This is a genomic window from Achromobacter sp. SIMBA_011 (assembly GCF_046535435.1).
Lineage (GTDB): Bacteria > Pseudomonadota > Gammaproteobacteria > Burkholderiales > Burkholderiaceae_B > Achromobacter > Achromobacter dolens.
The window spans coordinates 65,572-91,089 of the sequence record NZ_JAWRWN010000011.1; the positions used below are offsets into that span (position 1 = coordinate 65,572).

Sequence of the window (25,518 nt, forward strand, 5' to 3'; positions counted from 1 at the left end):
CGCGCCCTGCCAGACAAGGGGAAGTCCGTGCCAGCAGCAGTCACGAGCGCCAGCCGCGCCGCCGCCATCGGCCGCGCGGTCGCATATGCCGATAGCGGCGCCTTGCAACGCGATCTGGCGGAGCTGGTCGCGCACCGCACCGAAAGCCAGAACCCGGACCAGCGCGCCGCGCTCCACGACTACCTGCGCACGGCGGTCGCGCCGCGCCTGGAAGCGCTGGGCTGTTCCTGGCGCGTGCAGGACAACCCCGTGGCCGGCGGTCCGCCGTTCCTGCTGGCCGAGCGCATCGAGGACCCGGCCCTGCCCACCGTGCTGATGTACGCCCACGGCGACGTGGTGCGCGGCTATGACGAGCAATGGCGCGCCGGCCTGGCGCCGTGGCGCCTGACGGCCGAGGGCGATCGCTGGTACGGCCGCGGCGCCGCCGACAACAAGGGACAGTACTGCGTCAACATGACCGCGCTGGAACAGGTGCGGGCCGAACGCGGCGGGCGCCTGGGCTTCAACCTGCGCATGCTGGTGGAATGCGGCGAGGAAGTCGGCTCGCCCGGCCTGCACCAGGCCTGCGCCGCGTGGCGCGAGTCGCTGGCGGCGGACGTCTTCATCGCCTCCGACGGGCCGCGGCTGGCGGCCGACCTGCCGACGCTGTTCCTGGGCTCGCGCGGCACGCTGCTGTTCGACCTGACGGTGGACCTGCGCGGCCACGCCCACCACTCGGGCAACTGGGGCGGCGTGCTGCCCAATCCCGGCATCATCCTGGCAAACGCGCTGGCCAGCCTGGTGGATGCGCGCGGCCGATTGCTGGTCGACGGCCTGCGTCCGCCGGCGATTCCGCCCGCAGTGCGCCAGGCGCTGGCGGACATCCAGGTCGGCCAGGACGACGACGCACCCGAGATCGACCCGGACTGGGGCGAGCCCGGCCTGTCGCTGGCGGAGCGCCTGTTTGGCTGGAACACGCTGGAAGTGCTGGCCTACAAGACCGGCAATCCCGACAACCCGGTAGGCGCGATTCCGCCGCGCGCCAGCGCCACCTGCAACCTGCGTTTCGTGGTCGGCACCGACTGGCGCCAGGCCGAGGGCATCCTGCGCCGGCACCTGGACGCGCGGGGCCTGCGGCAGGTCCAGGTCCGCGTGCGGCGCGGCACGCCGGCCACCCGGCTGGACCCGGACGATCCGTGGGCGCGCTGGGCCGTGGCCTCGCTGGCCGCCACCACCGGCAAGACGCCCGCGCTGCTGCCGAACCTGGGCGGCACCGTGCCCAACGACGCTTTCTCGGAAGTGTTGGGGCTGCCCACCATCTGGGTGCCGCATTCCTATCCCGCCTGTTGCCAGCATGGCCCCGACGAACACCTGCTCGCCTCGGTGGCGCGCGAAGGCGCGGCGGTGATGGCCGGCCTGTTCTGGGACCTGGGCGAACAGGGCGCGGCCGTGGCCGCGCAACGCGAGCGCCTGACCGCCACCTGACCGCCTTCGGGCGTCATCCCTTATACAATCCCCCTCGCTTGATCGGAGTTCCCATGTCCTCGTCCCCTACCGCGTCCCGTCCGCGTCCCTTTTTGCTCGCCTGTCCGGATCTGGCGGCCGAGCGCGTGGGCAACACGGATACCCCCGGCGTCTGGCATTTCGACTCCGGCGCGCCGGGCAAGCGCGTGATGCTCAGCGCCCTGGTCCACGGCAACGAGCTGTGCGGCGCCTGGGCCCTGAAGGACGCGCTGGCGGCCGGCCTGCGCCCGCGCCGCGGTTCGCTGACGCTGGCGTTCTGCAACCTGGCCGCGTTCGACCGCTTCGATCCGGCCAACTACGCGCCGGCGCGCTTCGTCGACGAAGACATGAACCGCGTCTGGAGCGACGACAAGCTGGCCCAGCCCATCAGCCAGGAACGCCGCCGCGCCGCCGCCCTGCGCCCGTGGGTGGCGCAGGCCGACTGGCTGCTGGACTTCCACTCGATGAGCAATTCCGACGTGCCGCTGCAGCTGACCGGCATGGAACAGCGCAACATCGACCTGGCCCTGTCGCTGGGCAACCCCGCCACGATCATCGCCGACGCCGGCCATGCCGCCGGCGTGCGCATGCGCGACTACGGCCGTTTCGGCGAGGCCGGCGACAACGGCACCCGCTCGCTGCTGATCGAATGCGGCTTCCATGGCGCGCCCGAGGCGCGCGGCGTGGCGGTCGATCAGATGGCGCGCTTCCTGGTGGCGGCCGGCACCGTGGACGAGGCCGACCTGCCCGCCGCCTGGTTCGCCCCCCAGGCCAGCGCCCAGCGCGCGCTGCGCGTGACCCACGCGATCGCCGCCAAGAGCGCCGACTTCCGTTTCGCCGAGCCCTGGAAGGGCCTGGAGACGCTGGCGCGCGCCGGCACCGTCATCGGCTGGTCCGAGGGCGAGGCCGTGACCACGCCGTACGACAACTGCGTCCTGATCATGCCGTCGACCGCCAACCTGCGGGCCGGGGTGACGGTGGTGCGGCTGGCGCAACCGATCGTCTGATGCATCGCGCGACGCGCCCTCGATGGCGCGCCGCCTCATATAAAAAAACCACCAAGGGAAGCAGCATGTCCGCAAACGTTTTCATCCGCAGCGCGTTATCGACCTGTACGCTGGCGGCCGCCCTGGCCGCTGGCGCCATGGCCCAGGCCCAGCCGGCCCCGCAGACGCTGCGGATCGGCCTGTCGTCCGAACCCACGGCGATGGACCCGCACTACCACCAGGTCACGCCCAATGATGCGATGACCTCGCACATCTTCGAGACGCTCGTCGGCCAGGACGCCAAGATGAATCTGGTGCCGCGGCTGGCGACCGCCTGGAAGGCGGTGGACGACACCACCTGGGAATTCACGCTGCGCGACGGCGTGAAGTTCTCCAATGGCCAGCCGTTCACGCCCCAGGACGTGATCTTCACGCTGTGCCGCGCGTTCCACAACGAGCAGTCGATCGGCGGCTCGTACCTGAGCGTGGTGCAGAAGCTGGCCAGCATCGACGTGCGCGACGGCAACGTGCTGGTCATCAAGACCCACCTGCCCTACCCGCTGCTGCCCAACGACCTGACCCGCAACGCCATGCTGTGGAGCGGCATCGTCGAGCATGGCCCGATCCGCTTCGATCCCAAGAATGGTTGCGGCGTGACCGGCCCCTGGCCCACCATCAGCGACTTCAACAGCGGCAAGTCCGCCATCGGCACCGGCCCGTACACGCTCAAGTCGTACGTCAAGGGCAGCGCCATCGAGCTGGCGCGCAACGACGCCTACTGGGGCGACAAGCCGGCCTGGCCGAACGTGCGCCTGATTCCGGTGCCGGCCGCCGGCCCGCGCCTGACCGGCCTCCTGGCCGGCGACTTCGACCTGATCGAGAATCCCGCCGCGCGCGACGTCAAGCGCATCTCGGAAACGCCGGGCTTCGGCTACGTCATCACGCCGTCCGTGCGGGTGGTGTACTTCCAGTTCGACGTGGCGCGCAGCCCCAGCCCGATGGTGCGCGCAGCCGACGGCAAGAACCCTCTGCAGGACGTGCGCGTGCGCCGCGCCATCTCGATGGCGATCGACCGCAAGGCCATTACCGCCCGCATCATGGACGGCGCCGCCACCCCGGCCAACCAGTTCCTGCCCGACGGCATGTTCGGCACGCTGCAGCCGCCGCCAGAACTGAAGTACGATCCGGCCGCCGCCAAGAAGCTGCTGGCCGAGGCCGGCTACCCGGACGGCTTCGAGCTGACCATCTCGTCGACCAACGACCGCTACATCAACGACGCGCAGATCTCGCAGGCCGTGGCCCAATATCTGTCGCGCGTGGGCATCAAGACGACCGTGGACGCGATGACGCGCTCGGTCTACTTTCCCAAGCGCGCCAAGCGCGAGTTCAGCTTCGCCATGGGCGGCTGGTCGTCGGAAACCGGCGAAGCCTCGTCGTTCCTGCAGTACTGGGTCAGCGCCTTCGACAAGGAACACGGCCTGGGCACCAGCAACTACGGCGGCTATGACAATCCGGCCTTCGACAAGGTCTTCAAGCGCGCCCTGACCACCGTCGATCCGGCGGTGCGTGAGAAGCTGCTGCAGGAGTCCCTGACCCTGGCGCTGGCCGACCTGCCCAGCATTCCGCTGCATTTCGAAAGCAGCATCTGGGCGTTCCGCAAGGGCCTGACGTACGAAGGCCGCGCCGACCAATACACCCTGGCCATGTCGGCCAAGCCCGCCAATTAAGATCGCCGTTTCCGGCGCCTGCAACCCCGAGCCCACCAAGGAAATATCACGTGGCCCTTTTCATCCTACGCAGACTGATCCAGAGTCTGTTCGTGCTGCTGGCCGTCTCGGTCGTGGTCTTCTTCGCGGTGTATGCCGTGGGCGACCCGATCGAACTGCTGGTCAGCCCCGAAGCCAGCCAGGCGGCGCGCGAGGCGATGATCGCCCGCCTCGGCCTGGACCTGCCCGTGTGGCAGCAATACACAGGGTTCCTGTGGCGCGCGCTGCACGGCGACCTGGGCACCTCGTTCGTGCACGGCATCCCGGCCATCGAGCTGATCGTGCAGCGCATCCCCGCCACCTTCGAACTGGTGATCGTGGCCATCGGCCTGACCTGTGTGATTGGCATTCCGCTGGGCCTGGTGGCCGGCCTGTACCGCGATGAACCCCTGGGCCGCGGCATCATGGCGTCGTCGGTGCTGGGCTTCTCGCTGCCCAACTTCTGGCAGGGCATGATGCTGATCCTGCTGTTCGCGGTGTGGCTCGGCTGGCTGCCCGCCACCGGCCGCGGCGACACCGTGACGGTGCTGGGCGTGCGCCTGTCGATCCTGACGGCCGACGGCTGGTCGCACCTGATCATGCCGGCCATCAACCTGGCGCTGGCCAACATCGCGCTGGTGCTGCGCCTGACCGCCTCCGGCGTGGTCGAGGCCCGCAGCCAGGACTACGTGAAGTTCGCGCGCGCCAAGGGCATCAAGCCCGGCCGCATCGTGCGCCGCCACATCCTGCGCAACATCCTGATCCCGGTGGTCACCGTCATCGGCATGGAATTCGGCAGCCTGATCGCCTATTCCACCATCACCGAGACCGTGTTCGCGTGGCCCGGCATGGGCAAGCTGCTCATCGACAGCGTCTACCAGCTCGACCGGCCCGTGGTGGTCGCGTACGTGATGCTGGTCACCCTGATCTTCGTGGTCATCAACCTGGTTGTGGACATCCTGTACGCCGCGCTCGACCCGCGCGTGCAGCTCGTGACCCCCGCTCAATAATCGCCATGGCTCAATCTCCCAATACCGGCCGCACCCGTACCGTCCAGCCCCTGGCCGATACGCCCAAGCGCGCCTCGATCCTGAAGAAACTGCGGGCCCGCCCGACCGTGCGCGGCTCGGTCATCGCGCTGGCCATCCTGGTGCTGCTGGTGGTGTTCGCGCCCTACTTCGCGCCGCAGAACCCCTATGACCTGGCCAACCTGTCGCTGATGGACGGCCGCCTGGCGCCGCGCCAGGCGCTGATGGACGGCAGCATCGCCTGGCTCGGCACCGACGACCAGGGCCGCGACATGCTCAGCGCCATCCTGTACGGCCTGCGCATCAGCCTGATGGTGGGCCTGTCGGCGGTGGTGCTGGCCACCGCCGTGGGCGGCGCGGTCGGCCTGGTGGCCGCCTACGTCGGCGGCCTGGTCGATACCGTGCTGATGCGCATCGTCGACTTCATCCTGGGTTTCCCGACCATCCTGGTGGCGCTGGTGCTGCTGGTGGTGCTGGGGCGCGGGGTCGACAAGGTGATCCTGGCGCTGGTGCTGGTGCAGTGGGGCCACTATGCCCGCATCATGCGCAGCCGCGCGCTGCAGGAACGGCGCAAGGAATACGTCGAGGCCGCCGCCAACCTGGGCTTCCCGGCCTGGCGCATCATGGTGTTCCACCTGCTGCCCAACTGCCTGGGCCCCGTCATGGTGTTCGCGACCATCCAGATCGCCACCGCCATCGCGCTGGAAGCGACGCTGTCGTTCCTGGGCGTCGGCGTGCCGATCACCGAACCCTCGCTGGGCCTGCTGATCTCCAACGGCTTCCAGTACCTGCTGTCGGGTGACTATTGGATCAGCCTGTTCCCGGGCATTGCGCTGCTGTTGCTGATTCTCTCCATCAACATCGTGGGCGACCGCCTGCGCGAAAGCCTGGACCCGAGGAAATGACCCACCCCCGAAGCGCTGCGCGCTTCCCCCTCAAGGGGGCATGCCAGCGGACCGGCGGAGCCGGCTCCGCGGCATCCCGATTGGGCAAGGCCTCCGCATGCTTGGCGGCTGGCGCAATGGACAAATGATATGAATGACACGCTTCTAGAAGTGCGCGGCCTGCGCACCGCATTCCATACCGAGGCCGGCGCCTGGCTGGCGGTCGACGGCGTCGACCTGACCGTGCGCCGCGGCGAGATCGTGGGCCTGGTCGGCGAGTCCGGCTCCGGCAAGTCGGTCACCGGCTTCTCGCTGCTGGGGCTGATCGATCCGCCCGGGGAAGTCGTCGACGGCGAAGTGAAGTTCAAGGGCAACGACCTGCGCAAGCTCTCCGAAGAGCAAATGCGCCAGTTGCGCGGCAACCGCATCGCCATGATCTTCCAGGACCCGCTGATGACGCTCAACCCGGTGCTGCGCATCGGCGAGCAGATGATGGAGGCCATCCTGACGCACGAGGACGTGCCGCGCGCCGAAGCGCTGGAGCGCTGCCGCGAGGCACTGGCCATGGTCGGCATCCCGTCGCCGGAGAAGCGCCTGAAGAGCTACCCGCACGAGTTCTCGGGTGGCATGCGCCAGCGCGTGGCGATCGCCATCGCCATGATCAACAAGCCCGACCTGATCATCTGCGACGAGCCGACCACGGCGCTGGACGTGACCATCCAGGGCCAGATCCTGTACCGCATGCAGGAGATCTGCCGCGAGCACAACACGGCGCTGATCTGGATCACCCACGACCTGGGCGTGGTGGCCGAGCTGGCCGACCGCGTCGCGGTCATGTACGCCGGCCGCATCGTCGAGAGCGGCCCGGTCGAACAGGTGCTGGACGCGCCGCGCCATCCCTACACCCGTGGCCTGCTGGACTCGATGCCCGGCGCCACCACGCCGGGCGCGCGCCTGCACCAGATCAACGGCATGGCGCCCAGCCTGGCCGGCCGCCCGTCGGGCTGTGCCTTCCGGCCGCGCTGCACCCACGCGGTCACGCGCTGCACCGAGCAAGCCCCCACCGTTACCACCGAAGGTCCGCGCAGCTATCGCTGTTACGTCCCGATCGCCCGCGAGGCCGAGCAAGCATGAGTCAAGCCGATACCCCCGTCATCGAGCTCAGGAACGTCCACAAGCGCTTCGAACAGCGTCCCGACCTGGCCCAGCGCATCCTGGCCCTGGGTGGCCGCCCGATCGACCGCCGCACCGTGTACGCCGTCAACGGCGTTGACCTGCGCATCGGCCGCGGCGAAGTCGTCGGCCTGGTGGGCGAGTCCGGCTGCGGCAAGTCCACCCTGGGCCGCGTCGTTGCCGGCCTGCACCGCCAGACCGAAGGCGACCTGCTCTACCAGGGCCAGGATGCGCGTCGACTGCGCGGCGCCGACAAGCTGGCCTACACGCTGGGCGTGCAGATGATCTTCCAGGATCCGCAGGCCTCGCTCAACCCGCGCCAGCGCCTGCGCCAGATCCTGGGCGAATCGCTCAAGGTGCACAAGCTGGCGCCGCCGGCCGAGATTCCCGCGCGCATCGACCAGGCCCTGAAGGAAGTGGGCCTGGACACCGAGTACCGCGACCGCTTTCCGCACCAGATTTCGGGCGGCCAGCGCCAGCGCATCGGCATCGCCCGCGCGCTGATGGTGGCGCCCAAGTTCCTGGTGTGCGACGAACCGGTGGCGGCGCTGGATGTTTCGATCCAGGCGCAGGTGATCAACCTGTTCATGGACCTGCGCGAGCAGCACGGTTTCACGTACCTCTTCATCAGCCACGACCTGGGCGTGGTGCGCCACATCTCGGATCGCGTGGCTATCATGTACCTGGGCAAGATCGTCGAGATCTCGACCTCGGCCGAGATCTTCGCGCGCGCCAACCATCCGTACACCCAGGCCCTGATGGCCGAGGTGCCGGACGTGGCGCGCCGCGGCCGCAAGTTCACGCCGATCAAGGGCGAGATCCCGTCGCCGCTGAATCCGCCGTCGGGCTGTACCTTCAACCCGCGCTGCCCGCACGCCATGCCGCGCTGCCGCGAGCAGGCGCCGACGCTGAAGGAAATCTCTCCGGGCCACTGGTCGGCCTGCCACCTGAACGAAGCCACCGCCTGAACGCCATGAAACCCTCTGACATGTCCAACGTGGACCGCATCGCCATCGAAATGGGCCATGCCGGCCGCAACGCCATCACCTATATCGACGAGGATCGCAATTCCGATCGCCCGTTCAAGCTGCAGACCTACCGCCCCTACGGCTACACCCCGGACCGCCCGGTGGTGATCGTGCAGCACGGCGTGCTGCGCAACGGCGACGAATACCGCGACTTCTGGGTCGAGGCCGCCGACAAGCACAAGCTGCTGATCGTGGCGCTGACCTTCTCCAACGAGATCTGGCCGGGCGTGGAAAGCTACAACAATGGCCGCGTGTTCTCGGCCGGCGGCAATCCGCGCCACATCGACGGCTGGACCTACGCGCTGGTCGGCAACGTGATCCGCGACATGATCGACGCCGAGATCACCGATGGCCAGAATGTCTACCTGTTCGGCCACTCGGCCGGCGGCCAGTTCGTGCACCGCCTGATGAGCAGCCAGTCGCACGCGCCGTTCAAGGCCGTGGCGGCCGGCAACCCCGGCTGGTACACCCTGCCGACCTTCGACTACCCCTTCCCCGAAGGCATGGACGGCGTCGGCCTGACCGAGGACCACCTGGTCAAGCTGCTGGCGTACCCGATGACGATCCTGGCCGGCGACCAGGACATCGCCACCGACGACCCCAACCTGCCGTCGGAACCGGCCGCCATGCGCCAGGGGCCGCACCGCTTCGCCCGCGCCCACAACTACTTCGAGGCCGGCCGCAAGGAAGCCGAGCGCCGCGGCGTGCCGTTCAACTGGACGCTGCAGGTAGTGCCCGGCATCGGCCACGACGGCCGCGCCATGTCCGCGGTCTGCGCCAGCCTGTGGTTCGAGGGCGGCATGCCGAGCGACGCCGAACTGGCCCGCCTGGCCGGCCAGCAGGTCGCCTGAACGTTCCCTTTCATTCCCGCTAGCAGAATCGCCATGTCCTCCACTTCCCGCACTGAACAACTCGTCGCCGGCATCCAGAGCTGGCTGCAATGCGAATCGCCTTCGAACTTCCCCGACGGCATCGCCGCGATGGCCCGCATCATCGCCGACTACGCCGCCGCGGCCGGCCTGACGGTGGAACTGTCGTCGCTCGGCCCCGCCACCGGCCCGCTGCTGTACGCCACCAACCGCGCCGCTGGCGACACCCGCCCCGGCATCCTGATCCTGGCGCACATGGACACGGTGCACCCGGTCGGCACGCTGCTGGAGAACCCGGTGCGCATCGACGGCGACCGCCTCTACGGCCCCGGCAGCTACGACATGAAGGCCGGCATCTACCTGGCGCTGACGGCGCTGGCCAGCGTGGCCCGCCCGGGCGCGACGCAACTGCCGGTGGATTTCCTGGTGGTGCCCGACGAGGAAACCGGCAGCCATGCCTCGCGCGCGCACATCGAACGCTTCGCCGCCAATGCCAAGTACGCCCTGGTGTGCGAACCGGCCCGCCCCAACGGCGGCAAGTGCGTGACGGCGCGCAAGGGCACCGGCATGCTGAACCTGAACGTCAAGGGCCGCCCCGCCCACGCCGGCATGCAGCACGAGAAAGGCCGCAGCGCGATCCGCGAAATGGCGCACCAGGTGCTGGCGCTGGAAGCGATGACGGACTACGAGCGCGGCATCACCGTGAGCGTGGGCACGATCGCCGGCGGCACCGTCACCAACACCGTGCCGGCGCTGTGCCGCTGCGTGGTGGACTTCCGCGTGCCCGACATGGGCGCGGCCGAAGACGTGCTGCGCCGCATGCGCGAGCTGTGCGCGGTGGGCCCGGACGTGGAACTGGACATCGACGTGGAACTGAACCGCCCGCCGATGGTGAAGACCGAGGAAGCCGCCGCGCTGCTGGCGCTGGTGCAAGGCTACGCGGAACGCGCCGGCTTCCTGCTGGAAGACGCGCCGATGACCGGCGGCGGCAGCGACGCCAACTTCACCTCGGCCATGGGGATTCCGACGCTGGATGGTCTTGGGGCGGATGGGGACGGGGCGCATACGCTGAATGAGTACATCTTGGTTTCTACGTTGGAGCAGCGGTTGAAGTTCTGGGAGTTGTTGTTGAAGGAACTTGCTTAGAGTTCTTTTTGCGGCGGGTTGGGTTCTTTAGCCGCGGGTGTCGGGGCAGGCGGAGGATGGCGGGGCTACGATTGCGGTCCGGAGCCTTCGCTCCGGCCTGCCCCGTCGTCATCCTCGTCCTCGCCTTCGGCGACTCCTTCGGATTCCCTCGGGCGCATCTACACGCCCCGCCATCCTCCGCCTGCCCCGACACCCGCTCACGATGAGACTTAGTGACGGGCTCTGGGGCGAATGGGGTGCTTGGCATGCTATTGCCCATCAGGGGTGGGGAGAGGATCTTGCGGGGCCCGCCTCAAGCCGGCCGCGCGGGCGGCCTTTTGAGGCTTACGCGGCGTCTTGCGTCGTCGCGTTGATGCTGGCGCGCGTGGATGCGGCGCTGTCGAGCACGACTGAGAGATTGCGCGCACCACACTTGTTTGTGGGCGGCGCGGCAGACTCGTGACGCGCAACATGACATCCATCGCGCCGCCCACCACCGCCCCTCCCCCTGATGCGCGGCCCAAATAGAAAACCCCTCAACACCAGCGCACAGCGCACCCGTCTCGCCTTCAAATGCGCAGACGCCCCTTGCGGCCGCCTGCCCGAGGGGCGGCCTACGAAGCGCCCCGCCGCCCCCGAATAGAAAGCCCCGCCCCCATCGCCTAGAATATTCCCAAGAAAATCCCAAAAAGAGCCCATGCAAGAACACCCCCAAAACAGCGCCATCGCCTACGGCCTGGCCACGATCGCCGCCGACGGCACCGTCCTCGATACCTGGTATCCGCGCCCGTCCCTGACCGACAAGACGCCCGCGGGCGGCACCCGGCACCTCACGCCTGAAGAAGCGCGTGCCGCGCTCGGCGAGCACGTGCCCACCTCGCTGGGGCGCGACACCCGGCGCAAAGTCGACATCGTCGCCGTGCGCACCGCCATCGCCTCGCTCGACCAGCCGCCCGCCGACGCGCACGACGCCTACCTGCGCCTGCACCTGCTCAGCCACCGACTCATCCGGCCGCATGGCGCCAACCTCGACGGGTTGTTCAACGTGCTCGCAAATGTGGCCTGGACCTCCGCCGGCCCCTGCGCCGTCGACCAGGTCGACGCGCTGCGCTGGCAACTGCGCGCCACCGGGCAGATCCTTGAAATCCGCGGCGTCGACAAGATCCCGCGCATGACCGACTACGTCGTGCCCGCCGGCGTGCGCATCGCCGACACCGCCCGCGTGCGGCTCGGCGCGCACCTGGCCGCCGGCACCACCGTGCTGCACGAAGGCTTCTGCAACTTCAACGCCGGCACCCTCGGCGCCTCCATGGTCGAAGGCCGCATCAGCGCCGGCGTCATCGTCGATGACGGCACCGACATCGGCGGCGGCGCTTCCATCATGGGCACCATGTCGGGCGGCGGCAAACAGGTCGTGGCGATTGGCAAGCGCTGCCTGCTTGGCGCCAACTCCGGCATCGGCATCTCGCTGGGCGACGACTGCGTGGTCGAAGCGGGCTGCTACGTCACCGCCGGCACCCGCGTGCTGACGCCGGAAGGCGCGGTGGTCAAGGCGGTGGAGCTGGCCGGCCAGCACGGACTGCTGTTCCGCCGCAACTCGCAGACCGGCGCGGTCGAAACGCTGGTGCGCACGGCCGCCTGGGGCACCTTGAACCCGGCGCTGCACACCGGGCACTGATCGGGCGGCCCGTCACGGGCCGTCCGCGCGACGCCGTCGTCAAGCGTGCAGCAACCGCCGCATCGCCTGCGGCGACTGGCCGAACGCGCGCAGGAACGCCTTGCGCATGCGGTCGCGATCGCCAAAGCCGGTTTCGCGCGCCACCACCTCGGCCGCATGACGGCCGGACTGCATCATGTCCTGCGCCGCCTCCAACCGCAGATGCTCCACCGCCTTGGCCGGAGACTGGCCCGTTTCCTGGCGGAACACGCGGCTGAACTGGCGCGGGCTCAAGTGCGCGGCGCGCGCCAGCTCGTCCACCGACAATTCGGCCTTCAGGTTGGCCTTGGCGTAGGCCAGCGCCGTCTGCACCCGATCGGACTTCGCATCCAGCTCCAGCAACGCCGAATACTGCGACTGTCCGCCCGCCCGGCGTTGTGTCAGCACCAGCTTGCGCGCGACCGCGCGCGCCATGTCCGCCCCCAGGTCCGCCTCCACCATGGCCAGCGCCAGATCAATGCCGGCGCTCATGCCCGCCGAGGTCCAGATCGGGCCGTCAGCCACGAAGATGCGGTCCTCGTCCACCTTGACCCGCGGATACTCGCGCTGCAGGCGCCGCGCATAGAACCAGTGGGTGGTGGCGCGGCGGCCGTCGAGCAGGCCGGCCTGCGCCAGCACGAACGCGCCGGTGCACATCGAGGCGCAACGGCGCACCCGTTCGCTGGCGCCGCGCAGCGCGCGCAACAGGCTCTCGGACGCGCCCTCGCCGGTGTTGTCGCCGGCGACGATCAAAGTGTCGAACGCGCGCCGCCCCAGCTTCTGCGTGTCCTGCGCAAACCCCAGCGAACTGGCCACCGGGCCGCCGTGCTCGGACACCAGGACGACGCGATAGGCCGGTTCGCCGCTCTGGCGGTTGGCCATCTCGAAGACCGCGCTGGCCGCCAGGCTCATGAGCTGGAAGCCCGGGTGCAACAGGATCGCGATGGTTTTCATGGCTGGACCGTCTGCTTTCATCGTATGTCCTGAAAAGACGTTTCTATGTCATTGAGGATATTCCATCCCGGTTCTACTCTGCAAGGGTACCGGCACTACCCGCCGTCCCCATTTCGGAGTCTTTCATGAGCAACACCCCGTCTGGCAAATCCCCCGGCCGCGCCCTGGTCACCGGCGCCTCGTCCGGCATCGGCGCGCGCTACGCCCACCACCTGGCCCATCGCGGCCACGACCTGACGCTGGTGGCGCGCAATGTCGAACGCCTGGAAACCCTGGCCGCGCGACTGCGCGCCGAGATCGGCCGTGACGTGCGCGTGCTGCCAGCCGACCTGTCGCGGACCGACGGTGTGCAACGCGTGGCGCAAGCGCTGCGCGAGGACGACTCGCTGACCCTGCTGGTGAACAACGCCGGCATCGGCGCGGTGGCGCCGCTGCTGCAATCCGATGCCGCCCAGATGCAGGCCATGATCGACCTGAACATCAGCGCCCTCACCCACCTGACCATGGCGGCCGCGCCCGCCTTCGTGGCGCGCGGCGGCGGCACCATCATCAATATCGCGTCGATCGTCGGCCTGCACCCCGAGCTGCTCAACGGCGTCTACGGCGCCAGCAAGGCCTATGTGCTGGCCTACTCGCAGTCGCTGCGCCACGAACTGGCGGACAAGGGCCTGCGCGTCCAGGCGGTGCTGCCCGGCGCCACCGGCACCGAGTTCTGGGACCTGGCCGGCAAGCCGGCCAGCGAGCTGCCGTCCGCCATCGTGATGAGCGCGGACGACATGGTGCGCAGCGCGCTGGCGGGCCTGGACCAGGGCGAGTTCGTCACCATCCCGTCGCTGACCGACCCGGCGCTGCTGGAACGCCTGGAAGCGGCGCGCCAGGCCCTGGGGCCGGAACTGTCGCGCAATACGCCGGCGGCGCGCTATGGCATTCAGGCGCCCGGCGGCACCGGCACGAACGGATAGTGCTCGACGCGGCCCCGGCCCGCGATGATGGCGGTGGATTCGGGCACCTCTTCCCAGGCGCCCGGCATCTCGCTCAGCGGCTCGGACAGCAACAGGAATGCGTCATCGTCCAGCGCCGCGACCTTCGGGTCGTCGGGATAAAGCTCGCGCAGATGCCGCACGCAGGTGTTGTGGAACAGCGTGCGCGAATCGCGCTCGCTGGAATAGCGCACCGCGATCAGGCGCTCGCCATCCAGCGCGCACACGGTCATGTTGATGGGCCGGGCCACCCCGTGGCGCCGGCCGGTCTCCTCGACCGCGCCGACCATGCGCGCCAGCGCCTGCAGCGCGTCTTCCTCCAGGCCGAAAGTCAGCGCCAGCAGGAACATCACCTCGGAATCGGTCGACCCTTCCAGTGAACCGAAGTAGGCCGGCGCGATCATCAGCATCAGGTCGCGCCGCAGCAGCGGATAGTCGCGGATCACGCCGTTGTGCACGAACAGCCAGTTGCCATGGCGGAACGGATGGCAGTTGGTTTCCTGGGCCGGCGTGTCGGTGGCGGCGCGGATGTGCGCCACGAACAGCGGCGAATGGATGGCGCGCGCGGCCTCGCGCAGGTTGCGGTCGTTCCAGGCAGGATGCACGCTGCGGTAGCGGAACGGCGGCTCGGGCGGTCGGCCGTACCAGCCCAGGCCGAAGCCGTCGCCATTGGTGGTGGTGGCGCCCATGCGCGCATGCAGGCTCTGGTCGATCAGCGAGTGCGTGGCCTTGAACAGCACGCTCTCCATTTGCAGGGGACTCCCGGTGTAAGCCAGCCAGCGGCACATGATGCGCTCCTTGAAAACCGGCCCGGCGCGGGCTCGCCGGGTCCGCCCCAGTGTAGGAGCGAGGCGCAATTTTCTACAAGCCCGGCCCGGCGCCGGCGGGCATAGTGAGGACCTGTCTGTCTTCACCGGAGCCCCGTATTGGACACCCCCGCCGCCTCGCCCCAACAGGGTTTCGCCAGCGACAACACCGCCGGCGCCAGCCCCCAGATCCTGGCCGCGCTGCTGCGCGCCAATGAGGGACAGGCCCCCGCCTATGGCGCCGACGACATCACCGTGCGCGTCGAACGGCGCCTGGCCGAGATCTTCGAACGCGAGGTCGACGTGCTGCTGGTGCCCACCGGCACCGCCGCCAATTCGCTGGCGCTGGCGGCGCTGACGCCGCCCTGGGGCAGCGTGCTGTGCCATGCGCACAGCCACATCGCCAACGACGAATGCGGCGCGCCGCAGTTCTACAGCGGCGGCGCGCGCCTGGCGCTGCTGGAGGGCGCGGCCTCCAAGCTCGACCCTGCCCGCCTCGCCGTGGAAGCGCGCCGCAAGGCCGGCGACGTGCACTCGATGCCGCCTGCCTGCGTCAGCATTACCCAGGCCACTGAAACCGGCAGCGTCTACACGCGCGACGAGATCACGGCCATCGGCGACGTCTGCCGCGAGGCCGGATTGCCCCTGCACATGGACGGCGCGCGTTTCGCCAACGCCCTGGTCAGCCTGGGCTGCACGCCCGCGGAAATGACCTGGAAGGCCGGCGTCGCGGCACTGTCGTTCGGCGCCACCAAGAACGGCGTGCTCGGCACCGAGGCCATCGTGCTGTTCGAACCCGGCCGCGCCACCGAGCTGGCCTACCGGCGCAAGCGCGGCGGCCACCTGTTTTCGAAGATGCGGCTGCTGTCGGCGCAGATGGAAGCCTATCTGGCGGACGACCTGTGGCTGCGCAACGCGCGCCAGGCCAACGCCATGGCGGCGCGGCTGGCGGCGGGCATGGCGAACCTGCCGGGCGTTGAACTCCAGGGGCCGGTCGAAGCCAACATCCTGTTCTGCCGGCTGCCGATCGCCGCCATTGACGGCTTGCTGGCGCAGGGCTTTCGCTTCTACCACGACCGCTGGGGCCCGGGCGTGGCGCGGCTGGTGACGTCGTTCACCACGCACGAGCAGGACGTCGATCACTTCCTGGCGGCGTTGCGCGCGCTGGTGCGATAACGACCCGCGCCGTTCCTCCGGCGCGCCGCGCGCCAGCGCCAGGACGACGCGGGAATCGGCGCGCTCAGGCCGCGCGCCGGTAGGCCGAGGGCGGCACCCCATAGGCCGTGCGGAACGCGCGGTTGAAATGGCTCTGGTCGTAAAAGCCGACATCGGCCGCCACCTGCGCGATCGGAGCGCGCGCTCGCGCCAACGCGGCGCAGGCCCGCTCCAGGCGCAGCCGCGTCAGCCAGGCGTGCGGCGTCAGCCCCACCGACAGCGCGAAGCGGCGCAGGAACTGGTAGCGGCTCAGGCCGCAGAGCCGCGCCAGGTCTTCCAGACCGATCTTGTCGCCCAGGTGGGCCTGGCAATAATCCCGCACGACCCGCTGGTGCGCGAGCGACAGGCCGCCGCGCACCGCCTGGGGCGTCACCGCCCCCGTGCGCGCGAACAGCGTCCCCATCAGGGCCAGCGAGGCGGACTCGTGCGCCAGCGGCCCGGCGGCCGCATCCGCCATCCAGGAAGCGTGCAACGCCTTGAAGCGGGCCGCCAGCGCGGGTTCCTCGATCAAGGTGCCCAGGAACCGCTCGTCGGATGCGCCGCCCGAGACTTCGGCGATGAAATCGCGCATCAGGTCGGGCGACAGACGGAAGGTCTTCAGGGTGTAGGACTGGCCATAGTCGGCCACGCCGGCGCCGTCATGGACCTCGCCGGGCGGCATCAGGGCGATGCCCCCGGGCCCCAGCAGCGTGCTGCGGCCACGGAAGGTCTGGCGCTGCACGCCCTGGGTCACCAGGCCGATGTGGTAATCGACGTGGTAGTGCCGGTCGAACTGGAAGTCGACCAGCCGCGCCACGCCCAGCACCAGGCCCGGCGTGCCGGGCACCGGTTGGTAACGCACGTCATCCTTCATCGTCAGCGCCATGATGCAAAGCGGCAGGTATAGATCCTGGACGCTCCCCCGTCATGTAATTTATTGCGGGGCTATTTCTTCAGCAAGGCCTTGAGCATGGCCATGCGTTCCTTGGGATTCATGGCGGCGGTGGTCTCGTCTTCCTGGATGCCCGGCGCATCCAGGCCCATTTCCTCGATGAAGCGCGACGGTTCGCGCACCAGGTCCTCGCGCGCCCGGCGCCGGCGCTTGCACCAGCTCAGGTTGAGGCTGCGCTGGGCTCGCGTGATGCCCACGTACATCAGCCGCCGCTCTTCCTGGATACGGGTGGCCAGGTTCTCCGCGGCGCGCGCCGGATCGCCCACCTCGTCGTCCTTGCCCAGGTGCGGCAGCAGGCCTTCTTCGACGCCCGCCAGGTACACGTGCGGATACTCCAGGCCCTTGGAGGCATGCAGGGTCGACATCTTGACCGCGTCCGGCTCCTCTTCCTCGCCCCGTTCGAGCATGGTCACCAGCGCAACGTGCTGCACCAGTTCGAACAGCGACATGTTGTCCTCTTCGGCCTTGCGCTTGAGCCAGCCGGTCAGCTCCAGCACGTTCTGCCAGCGGGTCTGCGCCGGGCGTTCGTCGAACAGCTCGAACAGATGGCGTTCGTACTGGATCGCCTGCACCAGGTCGTCCAGGATCACGCCGGCGGGTTCGGCGGGCGCGCCATCGGTGCCGGCGGTGGCGCCACGGCCGGCGCGCCACTGCATGCGGCGGATGAATTCGGTGAAGGTGCGCAGCGGTTCGAGCTGGCGCGGCGCCAGCAGGCTTTCCAGCCCGGTCTCATCGACCGCCGCCAGCAGCGACAGCTCGCGAGTGGCGGCATACTGGCCCAGCGTCTGCAAAGTGGCCTGGCCGATGCCGCGCTTGGGCGTGGTGGCGGCGCGGATAAAGGCCGGATCGTCCTCGTCGTTGGCCAGCAGCCGCAGGTAGGCCAGGATGTCGCGCACCTCGGCCTTGTCGAAGAAACTCTGCCCGCCCGCGATCGTGTACGGGATCTTCAGGTTGCGCAGCGCCTGCTCCAGGATGCGCGACTGGTGATTGCCGCGATACAGGATGGCGAAATCCTTCCACTGCGCCTGGCGCTCGAAGCGCGAGGCCGAGATCTTCATGGCGATGGACTCGGCCTCGTGCTCCTCGCCGTCCATCGCCGAAACGACGATCGGCTCGCCCACGCCCAGGTCCGACCACAGCTTCTTTTCGAACAGCTTGGGGTTCTTCTCGATCACCTGGTTGGCCGCCGCCAGGATGCGCTGCACCGAGCGGTAGTTCTGCTCCAGCTTGATGAGCTTGAGATTGGGATAGTCGGTGGTCAGCTTGGCCAGGTTCTCGATGGTGGCGCCGCGCCAGGCGTAGATGGCCTGATCGTCGTCGCCCACCGCCGTGAACATGGCGCGCGGGCCGGTCAGCAACTGCACCAGGCGGTACTGGCAGACGTTGGTGTCCTGGTATTCATCGACTAGCAGGTAGCGCACGCGGTTCTGCCAGCGCGTGCGCACCTCTTCGTTGTTGGCCAGCAGGATGGCCGGGATGCGGATCAGGTCGTCGAAATCCACGGCCTGGTAGGCGGCCAGCGTGGCGGCGTAGCTGCGATAGACGTTGGCGGCCTCGACGTCGCCCGGCGTGATGGCTTCGCGCGCGGCGTCGTCGGGTTCCATCAGCGCGTTCTTCCACAGCGAGATGATGCCCTGCACGTGGCGCAAGCGGCCCTTGTCGGTGGTGGCCAGCAGCTCCTGGATGATCGCCATGGCGTCATCGGCGTCCAGGATCGAGAAGGTCGGCTTGAGACCCGCGTTGCGCGCCTCTTCGCGCAAGAGCTTCACGCCCAGCGAGTGGAAGGTGCTGATGGTCAGGCCCTTGCCCAGCTTGCGGTCCACCAGCGTCTTGACGCGCTCATCCATCTCGCGCGCGGCCTTGTTGGTGAAGGTCAGTGCCACCACATTGCGGCCCATGTAGCCGCATTCGCGCAGCAGGTAGGCGATCTTCTGCGTGATGACGCGCGTCTTGCCGCTGCCGGCGCCGGCCAGCACCAGGCAGGGGCCGTCCAGGTACAGCACCGCCTCTTTCTGCGCGGGGTTCAGGCCGTGGCCGATGGGTTCGTGTGCGGACATGGGAGTCGGGGAAAGGGGAACGACATAGAGTAAACGGACGAATGCGCGGCGCCTGTCAGATTTCCAGCGGGTCAACCTCCAGCTGCCAGCGCACCCGGGCCTCGTTGGCCAGGTACGGCAGGTGGTGCGACCACGACGCCAGGAAAGCCTGCAACGCCGGACGGCTGGTGCTTTCCACCAGCAACTGGGCGCGCTCGATGTTGGCCACCCGCACCACGCGCAGCGGCACCGGGTCGTACAGCATGATCGCGTCCAGCCCCGGGAAGTCGGCGGCCCACTCGCCTTCGGGCAGCGCGCGCGCCTGTTGCAGGAACGCCTGCGCCACCGCCAGCTCGCGCGCCTCGGCCGTCAACAGCGCCTGGTAGGCGAACGGCGGCAGGCCGGTGCTTTCGCGTTCCTGCAGCGCATGGCGCGCGAAGCCCGCGTAGTCATGGCGCAGCAGCGCCTGGTACACCGGCTGCTCGGGGTAGCCGGTCTGGATGATGACCTGGCCGTTGCCCTGGTGGCGGCCGGCGCGGCCGGCCACCTGCATCAATTGGGCGAACAGCCGTTCGGGCGCGCGGAAGTCATGCGCGAACAAGGCGGAATCGGGATTGAGCACGCCGACCAGTCCGAGCCGCGCGAAGTCGTGGCCCTTGGACACCATCTGCGTGCCGACCAGGATGTCGACCTCGCCCGCGTGCACCGACGCGAACAGGGCCTCGGCGCTGCCCTTCTTGCGGGTGCTGTCGGCGTCGATGCGCAGGATGCGCGCCTCGGGGAACAGTTCGGCCAGGTGTTCCTCGACCCGCTGCGTGCCACGGCCCATCGGCGCCAGGTCCTGGTCGCCGCACTCCGGGCACGCGTGCGGCACCGGCGCCTGGTAGCCGCAGTGGTGGCATTGCAGGCGATGGCCGCGGCCGGCGGCGCGGTGCAGCACCGTGAACGCGGTGCAGCGCGGGCAGTTGCTGACCCAGCCGCAGGACTGGCAATGCAGCACCGGCGCGTAGCCGCGGCGGTTCAGGAAGATCAGCGACTGTTCCTTGCGTGCCAGCCGTTCGCCAAGGGCCTCCAGCAACTGTGGCGACATGCCGTGCTTCATCTGCAGGCGGCGCGTGTCCACCAGCTTCATGGCCGGCAGCGAACTGGCGCGGGCGCGCGCCGGCAGCGCCAGCCGCAGGTAGCGGCCACGCTCGGCATGCTGCCAGGTCTCCAGCGACGGCGTGGCCGAGCCCAGCACCACCGGGATGTCCAGGTCGTGCGCGCGCCACACCGCCAGATCGCGCGCGGAATAGCGCAGGCCGTCCTGCTGCTTGTACGAGGCGTCGTGTTCTTCGTCCACCACGATGAGGCCCAGCTCGCTCATGGGCGCGAAGATCGCCATGCGCGTGCCCAGCAGCATGCGCGCCTGGCCACGCTGCGCCCGTGCCCAGGCCTGCAAGCGCTCGCCATCGGACAGGCCGCTGTGCAGCACCGCCAGGCCGTCCGGCCCGACCAGGCCTTCCAGGCGGGCGCGCAACGCGCCCTCCAGTTGCGGCGTCAGGTTGATTTCCGGCACCAGCAGCAGCACCTGGCGGCCGGCGGCCAGCACTTTCTCGGCGGCGCGCAGGTAGACCTCGGTCTTGCCGCTACCGGTCACGCCGTACAGCAGCACCGGCTTGAACTTGGTGAGTCCGGCGATGGTGTCCACGGCCTCGCGTTGCGCATCGTTCAGTTCGGGTGGCTGGTCGGCCTCGGCCGGGTTGCGGACCGCCTTGCGCTTGCGTCCGTCCAGCCGCGCCACCGGACCACCGGCCGAGCGCTTGCCCTGATAGGCGGTCGGCTTGCGCAGCGGCGGCGGCAACGTCGGCAGCATCACCTCGCCCAGCGGCCGCTGGTAATACTCGGCGGCGAAACGCGCCAGGCGCAGCCAGGCCTCGTCGAAGGGCGGCAGGTCGCGCAGCACTTCCTCGATCGGCTTGATCTGCTTCGGCTCATAGGACGGCTCTGCCGGGTTGTCCACCACCACGCCGATCAACTTGCGGCGCCCGAACGGCACGATCACCCGCAGGCCCGCCCCCACGGGTTCGTGGTGCCGGTAGTCGAACGGGCCGGGCAGCGGCACGTCGAGCGCAACGCGCACCCAGCAGACCACCGCAGGCGCGGCCGGCATGGATTCGACCAGCGCGAAGTCTTCAGACATGGAGAAGGGAACGGAACATGAACGGAACTGGCCCGAAAGGCGCGATGACGGTGGCTGGAAGAGCGGACCGGGCCGGCGCCCGGACCAGAGAGGATTGTCGCCGCAATCCCTGCCGGGATTCCAGCCCCGCCTGTGGATAACTTTGGGGAAAAGGCGAGAGCAACGTCAGAAATTGGAATAAGGCAAGATTGCATCAACTCTTGCAACCCTGTTGAAAACCCATTTTATTCCATTAAAAACATCGACTTAAGCAAACTTCCAAGATTGTAAAATAGCTTCCAAAGGGTTTTCCCCGAGTCTGATCTTGCTGTGCACAACTGCGCTCGGGGGCCTCGATGTCCGGCCCTGCGGGCCGAAGCGTTCACTCACTTACCCTCTGAGCGAACGGCTGTGACGGTGGACTTCGTCGACCAATTCGGCTACCGCTTCGGGCGGCGTGAAGCGCGAAATGCCATGGCCGAGATTGAAGACATGGCCGCCCTTGCCCACCGGGCCGAAGGCGTCGAGCACGCGGCGCGCTTCGGCGCGGATGGCCTCGGCGCCGCCAAACAGCGCCATGGGATCGAGGTTGCCCTGGAACGCGACCGAATCGCCGGTGCGGCGCCGCGCCGCGGCCAGGTCCACCGTCCAGTCCAGGCCGACGGCGTCGCAGCCGCAAGCGGCGATGTCCTCGAGCCACTGGCCGCCGCCCTTGGTGAAAACGATGGCGGGCACGCGGCGGCCTTCGTGTTCACGGGTCAGGCCGGCCACGACCTTGCGGGTGTAGGCCAGCGAAAATTGCTGGAACAGGCCGTCGGCCAGCACGCCGCCCCAACTGTCGAACAACATCACGGCCTGCGCGCCCGCGGCGATCTGTGCGTTCAGGTACTGAAGCGTCGCCTCGGCGTTGATTTCCAGGATTCGATGCAGCAGGTCGGGCCGCGCATACAGCATGGTCTTGATCAGGCGATAGTCATCGCTGCCCTGCCCTTCGACCATGTAGCAGGCGATGGTCCAGGGGCTGCCCGCAAAGCCGATCAGTGGCACCTTGCCGCCCAGGTCGCGGCGGATCGTAGTGACGGCATCGAACACATAGCGCAGCCTGTCCATGTCGGGCACGGCCAGGCGCGCCACGTCTTCCTCGGTGCGCACCGGCCGGGCGAAGCGCGGGCCCTCGCCTTCGGCAAAGTCCAGGCCCAGGCCCATGGCGTGTGGCACGGTCAGGATGTCCGAGAACAGGATGGCCGCGTCCAGATCGAAACGCTCCAGCGGCTGCAGCGTGACTTCCGAGGCGTAGTCCGGGTTCTGAGCCAGGCCCATGAAGGAACCGGCCCGGGCCCGCGTCTGGCGGTATTCGGGCAGGTAGCGGCCCGCCTGGCGCATCAGCCAGATCGGGGTGTAGGGCACGGGCTCGCGCAACAGCGCGCGCAAGAACACATCGTTCTTCAAGACGGAAGCAGACACGACTATCCTCGATGATAGGAAGCCGTGATTTTACTGCCCCAAGCTGACAGGGCATGGCGGCGGCGCGGACGGCATTTGCCGGCGCGCAAACCGGGCAAATTCAGCCGGCGTCGCCAACCCCTTCGGCCTGCATCGCGGCCTGGCGCCGATACGGCGCGGCATCGATGCCGTGCTTGCGCATCAGCGCCCAGAACGCCCGCCGATGCTTGCTGGAAGCGCGCGCGGCGCGCGCCACGTTGCCATGATGACGCGACAGCGCCAGGCGGATGTAGTCGGACTCGAACCCATCAACCACCCGCGCCTTGGCCTGCCGGAAGGCCTCCTGGGTGTCGCGGCGGGGTTGGTAACGCAACCCCGCCAGCCCCTGCTGCAACACCTGCCGCGGCACTGGCGGCCGGGTGCATGGCTTGCCGGCCGACAGCGCACCGCCCGCGGCATACGCCGCCTCGGGTTCCCGCAAGCCCTCGGCCAACAGGGGCGAGCGCCGGGCCAGCCGCCCCAACCGCACGCGCAGGCTTTCGAGGCAATATGGCGCGGCCAGGAAATCCGATGCGCCCAGCCGCAGCAGATCCTCGATGGCGGGCGCGGTCATGTCGTGCACGAACAGCAGGATGGGCGTGGCCAGCGCGCCGGCGGCCTGCTGCAGCGACATGCGGGTCCAGGCCAGCGATGCCGGCGCGACCGGCAGGATGCAGTGATCGTAGCGCCGCAGGCCGACGGCCAGCCCCGCCAGCGCATGGATGTCGGGGCCGCCCGACGCGCCACCGGACGTGCGCAATGGCACCAGGTGCAGGCGCACCCGCGCCAGCCGGGGCTGGTCGCGCGCGACCCAGTGGCCCATGGTGATTTCGTGGCCCGGGGCGAGCAGCACCCCGCAATCCATGGCTTCTCGCATGCAATCCCTCCTGGCTTGTGTTCCAAAGATTGCAGGCTACCGTTGCAGAACACGCCCGGCCATTCGTAGTGAGCGCAAGCGGGACTGCGGTCGACCGAGGGAAGCCGCCGCCGAACGAGCACGAAAGGCGGGCATGAAAAAAGCGGCCCAGGGCCGCTTTTTCCGGATCCGGGGCGAACCCCGGCAGGTCGTGCGCTCAGTGCGAGCGACCGCCTTGACGCAGCTTGCGCGCGGCGACGGCTTGCGCCGCCAGCATCGCCAGCTCGGCTTCGACAACCGCGATGTCGGCCTTGTCCTTGGCGTTGGCCAGGGCCTCTTCGGCGCGCTTGCGCGCTTCCAGGGCACGGGCCTCGTCCAGGTCGGCGGCACGGATGGCCGTGTCGGCCAGGACCGTCACGCTGCCCGGCTGCACTTCCAGGATGCCCCCGGCGACGAAGATGTTTTCCTCGCCTTGGTCGGCACGAACGATCTTGACCGTCCCGGGGCGTATGCGCGAAATCAGCGGGGTGTGACCGGGCAGGATGCCCAGCTCACCCGCCTCGCCAGGCAGCACCACGAACTTCGCCTCACCGGAGAAGATCGCTTCCTCTGCGCTGACGACATCCACATGCAGGGTAGCCATATCGGTTCCTTATTGCAGTTTCTTGGCCTTCTCGAAGGCCTCGTCGATCGAGCCGACCATGTAGAAGGCCTGTTCCGGCAGCGCATCGCACTCGCCGTTCACGATCATCTTGAAACCACGGATGGTTTCGGCCAGCGGCACGTACTTGCCGGGCGAACCGGTGAACACTTCGGCCACGTGGAACGGCTGCGACAGGAAACGCTGGATCTTACGGGCGCGGGCCACGGCCTGCTTGTCTTCCGGCGACAGTTCGTCCATGCCCAGAATCGCGATGATGTCGCGCAGTTCCTTGTAGCGCTGCAGCGTCTGCTGCACGCCACGGGCCACGGCGTAGTGCTCTTCGCCGACGACTTGCGGGTCGAGCTGGCGGCTGGACGAATCCAGCGGATCCACGGCCGGGTAGATACCCAGGGCGGCGATGTCACGCGACAGCACGACGGTCGAGTCCAAGTGCTGGAAGGTGGTAGCGGGCGACGGGTCGGTCAAGTCGTCAGCGGGCACGTACACGGCCTGGATCGAGGTGATCGAGCCGGTCTTGGTGGACGTGATGCGCTCTTGCAGCTTGCCCATTTCTTCGGCCAGCGTGGGCTGGTAGCCCACCGCCGACGGCATACGGCCCAGCAGTGCCGACACTTCGGTACCGGCCAGGGTGTAGCGGTAGATGTTGTCCACGAAGAACAGGATGTCGCGGCCTTCGTCGCGGAACTTCTCGGCCATCGTCAGGCCGGTCAGCGCCACGCGCAGACGGTTGCCCGGGGGTTCGTTCATTTGACCGAACACCATGGCGACCTTGTCCAGAACGTTCGACTCTTCCATTTCGTGGTAGAAGTCGTTGCCTTCACGGGTACGCTCACCCACGCCGGCGAACACCGACAAGCCGCTGTGCTGCTTGGCGATGTTGTTGATCAGTTCCATCATGTTGACGGTCTTGCCCACGCCGGCGCCGCCGAACAGGCCGACCTTGCCGCCCTTGGCGAACGGGCACACCAGGTCAATAACCTTGATGCCGGTTTCCAGCAGTTCCACCGACGGCGACAGCTCGTCGAAACGGGGAGCCGGTTGGTGGATGCCACGCTTTTCGTCGTGCTGGATTTCGCCAGCTTCGTCGATCGGGCGGCCCAGCACGTCCATGATGCGGCCGAGCGTGCCGGTGCCGACCGGCACCGAGATCGGGGCGCCGGTGCCGGCGACCTTCATGCCGCGGCGCAGGCCGTCGCTGGAGCCCAGGGCGATGGTACGCACCACGCCGTCACCCAGCTGTTGCTGCACTTCCAGCGTCAGACCCTTTTCGGCGAACGAGGAACCCTCGTCGACCAGAGTAAGCGCTTCGTAGATCTTGGGCATGTGATCGCGGGGGAACTGAATATCCACCACGGCGCCGATGCACTGAACGATGGTTCCGTTGCTCATGTCGATTCCTTGCTTGATAGCTTTTGAC

The 25,518-nt window shown here is 68.6% G+C and carries 21 protein-coding genes; 12 read left to right on the forward strand and 9 right to left on the reverse strand.

The features are described from left to right. Window positions 1–27: 27 nt before the first annotated feature. The 10 genes from SB816_RS26910 (at window position 28) to dapD (ending at window position 11,998) form a co-directional block, all read left to right on the forward strand. Window positions 28–1,464: a M20 family metallopeptidase gene (locus tag SB816_RS26910; protein ID WP_410547782.1), complete on the forward strand. Its 1,437-nt coding sequence runs from the start codon at window positions 28–30 to the stop codon at window positions 1,462–1,464. Between the two features lie 53 nt (window positions 1,465–1,517). Next, a complete protein-coding gene (locus SB816_RS26915) occupies window positions 1,518–2,489 on the forward strand; it encodes a succinylglutamate desuccinylase/aspartoacylase family protein (protein ID WP_410547783.1) in 972 nt (323 codons plus the stop codon). Window positions 2,490–2,554: 65 nt separating this feature from the next. Next, entirely contained in the window at window positions 2,555–4,195 is a 1,641-nt protein-coding gene (locus tag SB816_RS26920; protein WP_064527949.1) for an ABC transporter substrate-binding protein, read from the forward strand. 50 nt (window positions 4,196–4,245) lie between these two features. After that, complete coding sequence (locus SB816_RS26925) at window positions 4,246–5,223, forward strand: ABC transporter permease (RefSeq protein ID WP_006392551.1); 978 nt, start codon at window positions 4,246–4,248, stop codon at window positions 5,221–5,223. Window positions 5,224–5,228: 5 nt separating this feature from the next. Beyond that, window positions 5,229–6,146: an ABC transporter permease gene (locus tag SB816_RS26930; RefSeq protein WP_026385154.1), complete on the forward strand. Its 918-nt coding sequence runs from the start codon at window positions 5,229–5,231 to the stop codon at window positions 6,144–6,146. Window positions 6,147–6,275: 129 nt separating this feature from the next. Next, window positions 6,276–7,259: an ABC transporter ATP-binding protein gene (locus tag SB816_RS26935; RefSeq protein WP_395757308.1), complete on the forward strand. Its 984-nt coding sequence runs from the start codon at window positions 6,276–6,278 to the stop codon at window positions 7,257–7,259. Beyond that, a complete protein-coding gene (locus SB816_RS26940; protein WP_020925445.1) occupies window positions 7,256–8,266 on the forward strand; it encodes an ABC transporter ATP-binding protein in 1,011 nt (336 codons plus the stop codon). Before SB816_RS26935 ends, SB816_RS26940 begins: the two co-directional genes overlap by 4 nt. 5 nt (window positions 8,267–8,271) lie before the next feature. Next, window positions 8,272–9,177 carry a hydrolase gene (locus SB816_RS26945; RefSeq protein ID WP_035182640.1) on the forward strand — a complete coding sequence of 302 codons (906 nt, stop codon included), beginning with the start codon at window positions 8,272–8,274 and terminating at the stop codon, window positions 9,175–9,177. A 33-nt stretch (window positions 9,178–9,210) separates the two neighbouring features. Next, window positions 9,211–10,341 carry a M20 family metallopeptidase gene (locus SB816_RS26950; protein WP_144656722.1) on the forward strand — a complete coding sequence of 377 codons (1,131 nt, stop codon included), beginning with the start codon at window positions 9,211–9,213 and terminating at the stop codon, window positions 10,339–10,341. Window positions 10,342–11,017: 676 nt separating this feature from the next. Beyond that, a complete protein-coding gene (dapD, locus tag SB816_RS26955; protein ID WP_054503605.1) occupies window positions 11,018–11,998 on the forward strand; it encodes a 2,3,4,5-tetrahydropyridine-2,6-dicarboxylate N-succinyltransferase in 981 nt (326 codons plus the stop codon). 39 nt (window positions 11,999–12,037) lie between these two features. On the opposite strand, the gene SB816_RS26960 is transcribed toward dapD, so the two are convergent. Continuing rightward, the gene (locus SB816_RS26960) at window positions 12,038–12,970 is read right to left on the reverse strand and encodes a GlxA family transcriptional regulator (RefSeq protein ID WP_054503606.1); all 933 of its coding nucleotides are present in this window, start codon (window positions 12,968–12,970) and stop codon (window positions 12,038–12,040) included. Window positions 12,971–13,095: 125 nt separating this feature from the next. On the opposite strand from SB816_RS26960, the gene SB816_RS26965 reads away from it, so the two are divergent. Then, window positions 13,096–13,932 carry an SDR family NAD(P)-dependent oxidoreductase gene (locus SB816_RS26965; protein WP_410547784.1) on the forward strand — a complete coding sequence of 279 codons (837 nt, stop codon included), beginning with the start codon at window positions 13,096–13,098 and terminating at the stop codon, window positions 13,930–13,932. On the opposite strand, the gene SB816_RS26970 is transcribed toward SB816_RS26965, so the two are convergent. Then, window positions 13,899–14,738, reverse strand: coding sequence for a class II glutamine amidotransferase (locus SB816_RS26970; RefSeq protein ID WP_054503608.1), 840 nt, complete (start codon window positions 14,736–14,738; stop codon window positions 13,899–13,901). The genes SB816_RS26965 and SB816_RS26970 overlap by 34 nt on opposite strands. A 138-nt stretch (window positions 14,739–14,876) precedes the next feature. On the opposite strand from SB816_RS26970, the gene SB816_RS26975 reads away from it, so the two are divergent. Beyond that, window positions 14,877–15,932 carry a threonine aldolase family protein gene (locus tag SB816_RS26975; RefSeq protein ID WP_410547785.1) on the forward strand — a complete coding sequence of 352 codons (1,056 nt, stop codon included), beginning with the start codon at window positions 14,877–14,879 and terminating at the stop codon, window positions 15,930–15,932. 64 nt (window positions 15,933–15,996) lie between these two features. Here SB816_RS26975 and SB816_RS26980 read toward each other — a convergent pair whose 3' ends face one another. The 7 genes from SB816_RS26980 to atpD form a co-directional block, all read right to left on the reverse strand. Further along, window positions 15,997–16,824 carry an AraC family transcriptional regulator gene (locus SB816_RS26980; RefSeq protein ID WP_064528389.1) on the reverse strand — a complete coding sequence of 276 codons (828 nt, stop codon included), beginning with the start codon at window positions 16,822–16,824 and terminating at the stop codon, window positions 15,997–15,999. Between the two features lie 71 nt (window positions 16,825–16,895). Further along, window positions 16,896–18,959, reverse strand: a complete 2,064-nt coding sequence (locus SB816_RS26985; RefSeq protein WP_059269091.1) for a UvrD-helicase domain-containing protein — start codon at window positions 18,957–18,959, stop codon at window positions 16,896–16,898. A 55-nt stretch (window positions 18,960–19,014) separates the two neighbouring features. Continuing rightward, entirely contained in the window at window positions 19,015–21,120 is a 2,106-nt protein-coding gene (locus SB816_RS26990) for a primosomal protein N' (RefSeq protein ID WP_054503611.1), read from the reverse strand. Between the two features lie 369 nt (window positions 21,121–21,489). Further along, window positions 21,490–22,563 carry a uroporphyrinogen decarboxylase gene (gene hemE / locus SB816_RS26995; protein WP_410547786.1) on the reverse strand — a complete coding sequence of 358 codons (1,074 nt, stop codon included), beginning with the start codon at window positions 22,561–22,563 and terminating at the stop codon, window positions 21,490–21,492. A gap of 100 nt (window positions 22,564–22,663) precedes the next feature. After that, window positions 22,664–23,458, reverse strand: a complete 795-nt coding sequence (locus SB816_RS27000) for a hypothetical protein (RefSeq protein ID WP_144656707.1) — start codon at window positions 23,456–23,458, stop codon at window positions 22,664–22,666. 196 nt (window positions 23,459–23,654) lie between these two features. Further along, entirely contained in the window at window positions 23,655–24,080 is a 426-nt protein-coding gene (locus tag SB816_RS27005) for a F0F1 ATP synthase subunit epsilon (RefSeq protein WP_049070837.1), read from the reverse strand. A 9-nt stretch (window positions 24,081–24,089) separates the two neighbouring features. After that, on the reverse strand, window positions 24,090–25,490 hold the full coding sequence (gene atpD / locus SB816_RS27010) for a F0F1 ATP synthase subunit beta (protein WP_006386768.1): 1,401 nt from the start codon (window positions 25,488–25,490) through the stop codon (window positions 24,090–24,092). Between the last annotated feature and the right edge of the window lie 28 nt (window positions 25,491–25,518).

Bases quoted from the DNA above. Each gene is read 5' to 3' on its own strand.
- SB816_RS26915 (WP_410547783.1), top strand. From the start codon at position 1,518: ATGTCCTCGTCCCCTACCGCGTCCCGTCCGCGTCCCTTTTTGCTCGCC.
- SB816_RS26920 (WP_064527949.1), top strand. From the start codon at position 2,555: ATGTCCGCAAACGTTTTCATCCGCAGCGCGTTATCGACCTGTACGCTG.
- SB816_RS26930 (WP_026385154.1), top strand. From the start codon at position 5,229: ATGGCTCAATCTCCCAATACCGGCCGCACCCGTACCGTCCAGCCCCTG.
- SB816_RS26935 (WP_395757308.1), top strand. From the start codon at position 6,276: ATGAATGACACGCTTCTAGAAGTGCGCGGCCTGCGCACCGCATTCCAT.
- SB816_RS26940 (WP_020925445.1), top strand. From the start codon at position 7,256: ATGAGTCAAGCCGATACCCCCGTCATCGAGCTCAGGAACGTCCACAAG.
- SB816_RS26945 (WP_035182640.1), top strand. From the start codon at position 8,272: ATGAAACCCTCTGACATGTCCAACGTGGACCGCATCGCCATCGAAATG.
- SB816_RS26950 (WP_144656722.1), top strand. From the start codon at position 9,211: ATGTCCTCCACTTCCCGCACTGAACAACTCGTCGCCGGCATCCAGAGC.
- dapD (WP_054503605.1), top strand. From the start codon at position 11,018: ATGCAAGAACACCCCCAAAACAGCGCCATCGCCTACGGCCTGGCCACG.
- SB816_RS26960 (WP_054503606.1), bottom strand. From the start codon at position 12,970: ATGAAAACCATCGCGATCCTGTTGCACCCGGGCTTCCAGCTCATGAGC.
- SB816_RS26965 (WP_410547784.1), top strand. From the start codon at position 13,096: ATGAGCAACACCCCGTCTGGCAAATCCCCCGGCCGCGCCCTGGTCACC.
- SB816_RS26970 (WP_054503608.1), bottom strand. From the start codon at position 14,738: ATGTGCCGCTGGCTGGCTTACACCGGGAGTCCCCTGCAAATGGAGAGC.
- SB816_RS26980 (WP_064528389.1), bottom strand. From the start codon at position 16,824: ATGAAGGATGACGTGCGTTACCAACCGGTGCCCGGCACGCCGGGCCTG.
- SB816_RS26985 (WP_059269091.1), bottom strand. From the start codon at position 18,959: ATGTCCGCACACGAACCCATCGGCCACGGCCTGAACCCCGCGCAGAAA.
- SB816_RS26990 (WP_054503611.1), bottom strand. From the start codon at position 21,120: ATGTCTGAAGACTTCGCGCTGGTCGAATCCATGCCGGCCGCGCCTGCG.
- SB816_RS27000 (WP_144656707.1), bottom strand. From the start codon at position 23,458: ATGCGAGAAGCCATGGATTGCGGGGTGCTGCTCGCCCCGGGCCACGAA.
- SB816_RS27005 (WP_049070837.1), bottom strand. From the start codon at position 24,080: ATGGCTACCCTGCATGTGGATGTCGTCAGCGCAGAGGAAGCGATCTTC.
- atpD (WP_006386768.1), bottom strand. From the start codon at position 25,490: ATGAGCAACGGAACCATCGTTCAGTGCATCGGCGCCGTGGTGGATATT.